The sequence below is a fragment of the Amycolatopsis sp. NPDC004368 genome (assembly GCF_053602515.1).
Genome location: NZ_JBSGDT010000001.1, coordinates 203,572 through 212,411, shown reverse-complemented (window position 1 = coordinate 212,411; position 8,840 = coordinate 203,572). Strand labels below are relative to the sequence as shown.

Here is an 8,840-nt window from a genome sequence, read left to right as displayed (position 1 = left end):
GGTGGGGGCTGTGTCCGGTGGGGGCTGTGTCCGGTGGGGGCTGTGTCCGGTGGGGGCTGTGTCCGGTGGGGGCTGTGTCCGGTGGGGGCTGTGTCCGGTGGGGGCTGTGTCCGGCGGGGAGGCCACCCAGACCGTCAGCGCAGCCAGCCAATCCCGACCAGCCAGACCACTCAGAACAGCCAGACCACTCAGACCAGCGTGAGCAGGCCGATGACCGAACCCGCCGCCAAGCCCAGCAGCAGAGCGAGCAGCAGCACCCAATGCACTGGCAACGGCGCCGGTCCGGGGACGGCCTGGCGGACCGTCGCGGGGTCCGGAGCGCCGGGGGCAGGGCCCGACCCCGGCCGGGCCCCGGCGACCGGGGTCGTCCGCAAGCCCGAGGCCGCGTCCAGAGCTGCGCGTTCGCGGGCCAGGGAGTCCGCGCCCGCGCCCGACAGCAGGCCGTAGCGTGGCGGCAGTTCTTCCGTCGGACCCGTCGCGCCGGCGGTGGGACCGGTGGAGCCGGCACCACCCGTCGAGTCCGGAGTCGACGGGCTGGTGTGCGGGGCGAAGACGGCCTGGGCGCGCAGGGCGTCGGCCAGGAGGCGTTCCGGGTCTGTTGGCTCGCTCATCCCTCTCCGATTCCCCGCGGAAGCGTTACGTGCTCAAGGTAGCCCGGCCGACCTCGGCGACCCACTCGCCCCGGCGCAGCACCCGGACCGGCCGCAGGTCGTCGTCCAGCACCACGACGTCCGCGGCGAGGCCCGGCCGCAGCGAGCCCGTGCGGTCGGCGATGCCCAGCAGCTCGGCGGGCCGGCCGGAGGTTGCCCGGACGGCGTCGAGCACACCGAGTTTGGCACCCTTCACCAAGTTGCGGAAGGCGTTGTCCATCGTCAACGTGCTGCCGGCCAGGGAGCCGTTGTCGAGCGTGGCCACGCCGTCGTGCACGTCGACCTCGAGGCGGCCCAGGACGTAGCGCCCGTCGGCGGCGTCGGTGGCCGACATGGCGTCGGTGATGAGCACGGTGCGGCCGCGGCCCGCATGCGAAGCAGCCAAGCGGACCACGGTCGGGTGCAGGTGCACGAGGTCGCAGATGAGCTCGACGGTCACGCGCTCGTCGTCGAGCAGCACGCCGACCGGGCCGGGTTCGCGGTGGTGCAGGGGGCGCATGCCGTTGAACAGGTGCGTCGCCACCGTGGCGCCCGCGTCGATGGCCGGCACGAGCTGCTCGGCGAGGCCGTCGGTGTGCCCGATCGCGGCCGTCACGCCGGATTCGGCGAGCTGGCGCACGGCCTTCACGCCGCCGTTGAGCTCCGGGGCGAGCGTGACCATGCGGATCGCGCCGGCGCCCGCGCGCAGCAGCTTCTCGACGGTGCCGGTGTCCGGTTCACGCAGTGTGTCCGGATCGTGCGCGCCGCAGCGGGCGCGGGAGATGAACGGGCCTTCGAGGTGGATGCCGGCGAGCTCGCCTTCCTGCACGAGCTCGCGCAGCGCCGCGATCTGCTCAGTCAGCAGGTCGATCGGGTCCGAGACCAGGCTCGCGAGCGTGGTCGTGGTGCCGTGGCGCCGGTGCGCGCGCACGGCCGTGAGGATCTCGTCGGGGTCCAGTGTGGAGAACGACGCGCCGCCACCGCCGTGGCAGTGGGTGTCGACGAACCCGGGCACCACGAGCGCGCCGCCGACGTCGACGACCTCGGTCTCGGGGCCGCCCGGCGGCGTCCCCGTGCCGACCGCGGCGATGCGCCCGTCGGAGACGGCGAGCCAGCCGTCGTCGAGTACGCGGTCCGGGGCGACGACCCGGCCGCCCGTGATGACGAAGTCTCCGGCGTGCTTCACGCCCTCCAGCATATATTGGTCTGGACCAGACATGGCTACGCAACTCGGTGATCGAGATTGGTCCACCCGGGTCACTGTGGGGTCTGCATCGCCTTCTGCAGGGCCTCCAGCGCCCGGCTGGCGGTCGATTTCACCGTACCCTTCGAGATGCCCGCGGCCTCGGAGATCTCGGCCTCGCTCAGGCCCCCGTAGTACCTGAGCACGAGCACCTCGCGCTGGCGCGGCGGCAGCTTCGAAAGCGCGCTGACCACGGCTTGGTGCTCGCTGGAGAGCATCGCGAGGCTTTCGGCCGAGCGCGCGTTGACGGCGTGCGGGGGCACGTATTCACGGGCGGTCTTGCGCCGGCGCAGCACGCTGCGTGAGCCGTTGACCACGGCCGTGCGCAGGTATCCGACGGCAGCGGCCGCGTCGCGCAGCCGGCCCCAGTTGCGGTGCAGACCGGTGAAGGCCTCCTGCACCACGTCTTCGGCCGTCGCCGGTTCGTCGACCAGCAGGATCGCCAGCCGGACGAGCCGCATCCGGTGCTGGCGGTACAGGTCCTCCAGGGTCAGCGGCGCGGCCGGCTGCTGCGGCGGCACTGGCCCGTCCATGGTCCGCAGATGGCCGAGGGTCGCCTCGACACTGCGTTCCGCGTTGCCCTCCAGCATGTACCCCTGCCTGCCTGTTCTCGACCCCTGTGGTGCCCCTCTGGCGCAGCCCTAGCGTATCGGGTGATCCGCGTCCCGCCACTGGTCGGATGCTGGGACCCCACGGTATTGCCCGGTAGCGTCGGGAGCGTCACCAACGCATCCACGCGGGAGATCCACATGGCCTGGTACCTGGTCGAAATCCGTTATGTGCAGGAGAAGGTGGCCGACGTCCGGCCACGTCACCGTGAGTGGCTGAGCCAGCACGCCGCCGACGGCCGCGTCGCCGTCGCGGGACCGCTCGCCGACGGCTCCGGTGGTCTGGTCCTGTGGAAGGCTGAGGACGAGGCGGCGCTCGAGGAGCTGATCGGCAAGGACCCGTACCAGCTCGAAGGCGTGGTCGCCGACCGCTCGGTGCGCGAGTACAAGCCGGTGCTCGGCGCTTGGGTGCCGCAGGCGTAGCACCTCACAGCTCCAGGACGGCGGGTCCGCGGTCCACGCAGATCCGCACCGACCCGCCGTCCGGCGTCGCCACGGCACACGTGCCGCAGAAGCCCTGGCGGCAGGAAAACGGCACGTCAGGCAGCACTTCCCGCACCACGTCGAGAGTGGACCGGTCAGCCGGCACGGCGAGCGCGCGCCCGCTTCGGCGCAAGACCACCGAGTACGGCTCGCCGCCGACGATCGGTGGGGTGGAGAACCGTTCGAAGTAGATCGCGTTCGCGCCAGTGAGGCCGAGATCCACGCGAACACCCGTGATCATCGGCGCGGGCCCGCAGCAGTACACCGAGGCACCCTCCGGGATGCCCTCCAGCAGTTCGGCACCCGAGGCGGGCACGCCGTACTCCGTGTCGGGGCGGAGCCACACGCGCTCCTCGGGGAAACGCGAAAGTTCTTCCAGGAACGGCATCGACGCTCGCGTGCGTCCCGTGTAGACGAGCTGCCACTCGGCGCCCCGCGCGGCCGCGGCGCGGACCATCGGCAGGATCGGTGTGATGCCGATGCCGCCGGCGATTAACAAGTACGAGTCGGCCGCCACGAACGGGAACGCGTTGCGCGGCCCCTTCACCGCGACCTTCGTTCCCGGCCGCAGTTCGTGCACCTCGCCCGACGCCGCGCCGACCCGGCGCACGGCCACGCGGTAGTGCGAGAGGTCGCCCGGGTTGCCGCACAGCGAGTACTGGCGCACGAGCCCGGACGGCAGCAGCAGGTCGACGTGCGCGCCCGGCCGCCAGCTCGGCAACCGGGCGCCCGAGGCGAGCCGCAACGACACCACTTCGTCGGCCTCGGCACGCACGGTCTCGACGACGAGTGGAATGGTGCGGTCCACCACGGGCGCCGGCGGCCGGCGCCGGCCCGAGTACCGGGCGAGCCGCCGGTAGGCCGCGCCGACGCCGACCAAAGTGGACATCAGCCGGTCGCGGCGGCCCGTGCCGTCGAGGCGCGGCGGGAAGTCGGGGATCACTGCGGCGTGTCGGCCGCCCGGGCCGCGGGTGAGCTCGCCAGGTAGGCCACGGCCTGGTCGGTGTTGCCGGTCTCCGTCGGGTGGTACGAGCGCCGGAAGTACGGCCGGATCTCGCGCAGCAGCTCGCGTGGCGAGGGCGAGATGCCGAGTCTCGCGGCCTTGAAGTACGCGCGCCAGGACGCCCGTCCCGGCCGCGTCGGGTCGTTGCGCATGAGGAACTTGGTGCCCCGCACGAAGATCCACGCCAGCACCGGCGTGACCACGACCATGCTGCGCACGCGGCGCGAGTAGCGGCCGTCGAGGTGGCAGAACAGGTCGAAGGCCACGGACCGGTGCTCGACCTCTTCGGCGCCGTGCCAGCGGAGCAGGTCGAGCATCGTCGGGTCTGAACCCGCGGCGTCGAGTGCTTTCGCGTCGAGCACCCACTGGCCGAGGAACGCCGTGTAGTGCTCGATCGCGGCGATGATCGCCAGCCGCTCGACGAGCCATTCCTCGCCCGCGCCGGCCCGGTCGCCCAGCAGGCGGCGGAACATCCACTCCATCTGCGCCACGTAGGGCCGCACGTTCAGGCCCGCGGCTTCGAGGTGCCGCGCGGCGCCGTCGTGGGCTTCGGCGTGCACGGCCTCCTGGCCGATGAAGCCGAGCACGTCTTCCCTCAGGCGCTCGTCGCGGATCAGCGGCACGGCCTGCTTGAAGACCTCGACGAACCAGCGTTCGCCCTCGGGCAGGGCGATGTGCAGCACGTTGATGCTGTGCGTGGCCTGCGGTTCGCCGGGGATCCAGTGCATCGGCAGCGCGGCCCAGTCGAAGTGGACGTCGCGCGCGTGCAGCACGATCTGCTCGTGCTCGGGCCGCGCGGTCACGACGGCCGCCCGGACAGCTCGTAGTCGCTCGGGTCCACGCGGCGCGTCTCGAGCCAGTACTTCCACGTGAAACCCGGCCAGATCGTGCGGTTCACGCCCTTGACGTCGAGGTACCAGCTGGTGCAGCCGCCCTGCGTCCACACGCCCTTGACCAGCTTGTCCTGGATCTCGGCCTGGAACCGGTCCTGCACGGACGGGCGCACGTCGAGCGCGGCGGCGCCGTGGTCGTCGGCGAGCTTGATCGCGTCGACGACGTAGCGCGACTGCGACTCGATCATGAACACCACGGAGTTGTGCCCCAGCGCGGTGTTCGGGCCCAGCAGGAAGAACAGGTTCGGGAACCCGGCGACGGTGATGCCCTTGTGCGTGCGAATTCCCTCCGTGGCCCAGGTTTTCGCGAGGCTGCGCCCGTCCACACCGGTGATGTCGAGGTACTCCAGCGCATCCGTGACGTGGAAACCGGTGCCGTAGATGATCGCGTCGACCTCGTGCTCCACCCCGGCTTCGTCGACGATGCCGTTCTTGCGCACTTCGCGGATGCCGTCGGTGACCACGTCGACGTTCGGCCGGTTGAGTGCTGGGTAGTAGTCGTTGGAGATGAGCACGCGCTTGCAGCCCATGGTGTAGTCCGGCGTCACCTTGCGGCGCAGCTCCGGGTCGCGGATGCCCTTCGCGATGTGCCGGCGCGCGATCGACTCGGCGGCGTGCATGAGCTTCGGGTGGCCGTTGAAGCCGATGGCGCGGGCTTCGAGCAGCCAGTAGAGCGTGTTGCGGTAGAGGCGCTGCGTGCCCGGGAGGTAGCGGAACAGCTGCTTCGCCCAGCCGGGCATCGGGTGGTCGGGCTTCGGCATGATCCACGGCGGCGTGCGCTGGAACAACGTCAGCTCGGCGACGTCAGGGGCGATCTGCGGCACGAACTGGATCGCGCTCGCGCCCGTGCCGACCACCGCGACCTTCTTGCCCCGCAGGTCGAACTCGTGGTTCCACTGCGCCGAGTGCCACGTCTGGCCCGCGAACTTCTCGATCCCGGGCAGCTTCGGCACCGACGGGATGTGCAGGCCGCCGACGCCGGACACGAGGAACTGCGCGGAGAACTCGTCGCCGCTCTTGGTCTCGATCGTCCAGCGGCGCTCGCCGGCGTCCCAGTGGGCCCCGGTGATCTCCACGCCGAACCGGATCCGCTCACGCAGCCGGTACTTGTCCGCGACGCCCTTGAGGTAGCCGAAGATCTCCGGCTGCGGCGAGAACGACCGGGACCAGTCCGGGTTCTGCTCGTAGGAGAACGAGTACAGGTGCGACTGCACGTCGCAGGCGCACCCGGGGTACGAGTTGTCCCGCCAGGTGCCGCCCACTTCGTCGGCCTTCTCCAGGATCACGTAATCCCGGATGCCGGCCTTTTCGAGCTGGATCGCCTGCCCGAGCCCGGAAAATCCGGTGCCCACGATCACGACCTTGAACCGCTCGGTCATCTGTCGGCCTCCGCTGCGCTGGGGGTCTGCCGCAGATGACGTTACCTCAAGTAACAGTTACTCGAAAGTACCTGATACCCGTCAGTACGACCGCTCAGGAGAGATCCTTCTCGATCAAGGTCGCCACCTCGGCGGGTGCCTGGCTCGCGGCGATCTCCTCGGCGACTCGCTCTGCTTGGGTGCGAAACCGCGAATCCGCGAGCACGGCCGCCACGGCCTTCGCCACCAGGTCGGGATCAGTCGCCCCGCCCTGCAACGAGAGGGCCGCGCCTGCCGCAACCACCCGCTCCGCGACGATGGCGTGGTCGGCGCCCAGAGGGACGAGGACAAGCGGCACTCCACGGTTCAGTGCGCCGAGTGAAGTACCCGCGCTCCCCGTGCCGACGACAACGTCCGCGTCGTCGAGCAACTCGGCCAGCGGCGTGAATCCCGTGAAGGTCACGAGGGCCACCGGCCGCTTCTTCGCGACCGTAGCTGTCACCGGCGGCCGGCCAGGCTCGCGGTACGGCTCGGCTCGCAACGCGATGCGATTGCCGGGCGGCATCCAACCGGAAGTGTGCAGGGCCGGCGGGAACTGATCGAGGAGCCAGCGGGGCTCGACCGGCGTGAGGTTCCGCTCCCGATAGCGGCCGTCGGTGACCTTCGCGACGGCGTCGGCCAACGCGGCTGGGCGATCGGGAGCCATCGCCAGCCTGACCCACGGCGCCTCGAGCGCCGAGGCGAAGAAAGGTCCGACGAAATCGTAGACCTCACTGATGATCAGACGGGCTGCCAGGCCCGCACGCCGGGCAGTGCTTCGTCGAGCACGAGGTCGACTCGGACACCTCCGAAGAACTCGGCGTCGATCTCGTCGGTGACGGGTCTTGTCGGGTTGATCCCGGTCCGCCGCACCAGCTCTCCCAGCTGGGCTTCCAGCGGCGGGCCGGCGGGGAGCGTTGCATCTGTTTCGTGCTCCACGGTTGTCGCACGCGACTGGTCGGGCGATCCCAATGCCTTGTCCGAACGACCCTGCTACCCGTCAGTACGTGCCGCCGAGCTTCGTGTGGTCCCACGAGACGACCTTGGTCGGGTGGAAGATCAACCCGATGCGCTTGGGCGCTTGGCGGCCGATGAACTCGCTCAGCTCGGCGGGCACGGGGTCGCCCGGCTTGGCGCCCGCGTAGCGCTGCATGAGGGTGATGCCCAGGCGCGTGACCTCGTCGGTGTCCTCGACGATCTGCACGTCGGCTTCGAGGGAGACGCCGCGCAGCTTTTCGTAGGAGTCGCCGCTTTCGATCAAGACCGTGGCCTCGGGCAGCCGGCGGAGGTTCTTGGCTTTCTGCGAGCTGCCGTACGTCCAGGTCGCGACGCCGTCCTCGTGCGGGAAGTACCACAGCGGCGCCAGGTGGGGCCGGTTCTTAGGGCCGACCGTGGCGACGTTGATGACCTTCTGCTCGTCGAGGTAGGCCCGGATCTCCTCGGGCGTCATGCGGATCTGGTCGCGACGGGACATGCGCGCTCCTATTCGGGTTTCGTCGCAGCCCGCCCGCCGTGGCCGGTCACCGCCGACTCGTACGCGCCGCGCTGCTCGATGTCGTCCAGCGCGGCCCTGTCCGCCGCCGGCACGCGGGCCCGCGCGCCGAGCTCGACGATCGGCGGCAGGAACGCGCGCAGCAGCTTGAGGCCGCCGACCCAGCGTGGCACGTGGATCGTCCGCGCGCGCTTGAGGATGCCCGCTTCGAGGTCGTCGAGCGCCACGTCGAGCGGGTAGGTCTTCCCGATCAGCCCCGGCATCGACGCACGCAGCTTGCCGAACACGGGGTGCGCGTCGGCACTTTCGACCAGGTCCGTGCGGATCCACGTGGGGTGCGCGACGCCGACCTTCACGCCGAGGTGCGCCACCTCCGCCCGCAGGCTGTTGGAGAACGCCTCGACGCCCGCCTTCGCTGCCGCGTAGTTCGCCATGCCGGGCGCGTGCGTGATCGCGGCCAGCGACGAGATCGCCAGCAGGTAGCCCCGCCGCTCGATCACGTGGGGCAGCGTGACGCGGAACGTGCGCCACACGCCCAGCAGGTCGACCTCGATGACCTTCTCGAACGCCTTCGGGTCCACGCTCCGCACGAAACCGGCCGTGGCGATCCCCGCGTTGGCGATCACGATGTCGATGCCCCCGAAGTGCTCCACGACTTCGGCGGTGGCCTGTTCGAGGTCCGCCCAGCTGGTCACGTCGGCTTCCCAGGACTTGGCGTTCTTCCCGATTTTCCGGGCGACCTGCTCCTGCTCCTGAGCCTCCAAGCCGACCAGCGCGACGTTGGCGCCCCGTGCGGCCAACCGCTCGGCCAACCCGGCCCCGATCCCCCGTGCGGCCCCGGTGATCAGCGCGACCTTGCCATCGACGTTTCTGGCCACGGTGCCCTCCTCGGCGTGCGTTTGCGCTTGTGGAGGGGACGGTACCTCAACCTACCCGGGGTAAGCTACTTACCAGTAGGTACCTTGCCGGAGCTGGCGGCGGTGCGTGGAGGCTGGTGACTCGGGGTGCTTGCTGCGGGCGGTGGCCATGAATCGCGCCAGGGCAGGCCCCGCCCTCCCTGGGGGCCGCCCCTGACTCAGTCTATCGGGCTGG

11 protein-coding genes are annotated in these 8,840 nt (G+C 70.6%); 1 reads left to right on the top strand and 10 read right to left on the bottom strand.

The window, feature by feature from the left end; all coding sequences use genetic code 11:
- Positions 1 to 188: 188 nt before the first annotated feature.
- The 3 genes from ACWEOE_RS00950 to ACWEOE_RS00940 are packed head-to-tail and all read right to left on the bottom strand — an operon-like array spanning position 189 to position 2,462.
- Complete coding sequence (locus ACWEOE_RS00950) at positions 189 to 611, bottom strand: hypothetical protein (RefSeq protein WP_452002073.1); 423 nt, start codon at positions 609 to 611, stop codon at positions 189 to 191.
- A 25-nt stretch (positions 612 to 636) separates the two neighbouring features.
- On the bottom strand, positions 637 to 1,827 hold the full coding sequence (nagA, locus tag ACWEOE_RS00945) for an N-acetylglucosamine-6-phosphate deacetylase (RefSeq protein ID WP_452002071.1): 1,191 nt from the start codon (positions 1,825 to 1,827) through the stop codon (positions 637 to 639).
- Positions 1,828 to 1,886: 59 nt separating this feature from the next.
- On the bottom strand, positions 1,887 to 2,462 hold the full coding sequence (locus ACWEOE_RS00940) for a SigE family RNA polymerase sigma factor (RefSeq protein ID WP_285971557.1): 576 nt from the start codon (positions 2,460 to 2,462) through the stop codon (positions 1,887 to 1,889).
- A gap of 159 nt (positions 2,463 to 2,621) precedes the next feature.
- Here ACWEOE_RS00940 and ACWEOE_RS00935 point away from each other — a divergent pair, with 159 nt between their 5' ends.
- A complete protein-coding gene (locus ACWEOE_RS00935; protein WP_452002069.1) occupies positions 2,622 to 2,903 on the top strand; it encodes a YciI family protein in 282 nt (93 codons plus the stop codon).
- 4 nt (positions 2,904 to 2,907) lie between these two features.
- On the opposite strand, the gene ACWEOE_RS00930 is transcribed toward ACWEOE_RS00935, so the two are convergent.
- The 7 genes from ACWEOE_RS00930 to ACWEOE_RS00900 all read right to left on the bottom strand — a co-directional run bounded on the left by ACWEOE_RS00930 (position 2,908) and on the right by ACWEOE_RS00900 (position 8,626).
- Positions 2,908 to 3,852, bottom strand: a complete 945-nt coding sequence (locus tag ACWEOE_RS00930) for a PDR/VanB family oxidoreductase (RefSeq protein ID WP_452003292.1) — start codon at positions 3,850 to 3,852, stop codon at positions 2,908 to 2,910.
- 50 nt (positions 3,853 to 3,902) lie between these two features.
- Positions 3,903 to 4,769 (bottom strand): metal-dependent hydrolase, encoded by an 867-nt coding sequence (locus ACWEOE_RS00925; protein WP_452002066.1) that lies wholly within the window; start codon positions 4,767 to 4,769, stop codon positions 3,903 to 3,905.
- Positions 4,766 to 6,238, bottom strand: a complete 1,473-nt coding sequence (locus ACWEOE_RS00920; RefSeq protein WP_452002064.1) for a flavin-containing monooxygenase — start codon at positions 6,236 to 6,238, stop codon at positions 4,766 to 4,768. The genes ACWEOE_RS00925 and ACWEOE_RS00920 overlap by 4 nt, the downstream gene beginning before the upstream one ends.
- A 94-nt stretch (positions 6,239 to 6,332) precedes the next feature.
- Entirely contained in the window at positions 6,333 to 6,899 is a 567-nt protein-coding gene (locus ACWEOE_RS00915) for a glycosyltransferase (RefSeq protein ID WP_452002061.1), read from the bottom strand.
- Between the two features lie 98 nt (positions 6,900 to 6,997).
- Positions 6,998 to 7,195, bottom strand: coding sequence for a hypothetical protein (locus tag ACWEOE_RS00910; protein ID WP_452002058.1), 198 nt, complete (start codon positions 7,193 to 7,195; stop codon positions 6,998 to 7,000).
- A gap of 61 nt (positions 7,196 to 7,256) precedes the next feature.
- Positions 7,257 to 7,730, bottom strand: a complete 474-nt coding sequence (locus tag ACWEOE_RS00905) for a pyridoxamine 5'-phosphate oxidase family protein (RefSeq protein ID WP_452002055.1) — start codon at positions 7,728 to 7,730, stop codon at positions 7,257 to 7,259.
- Positions 7,731 to 7,738: 8 nt separating this feature from the next.
- Entirely contained in the window at positions 7,739 to 8,626 is an 888-nt protein-coding gene (locus ACWEOE_RS00900) for an SDR family oxidoreductase (protein WP_452002052.1), read from the bottom strand.
- Positions 8,627 to 8,840 lie beyond the last annotated feature (214 nt).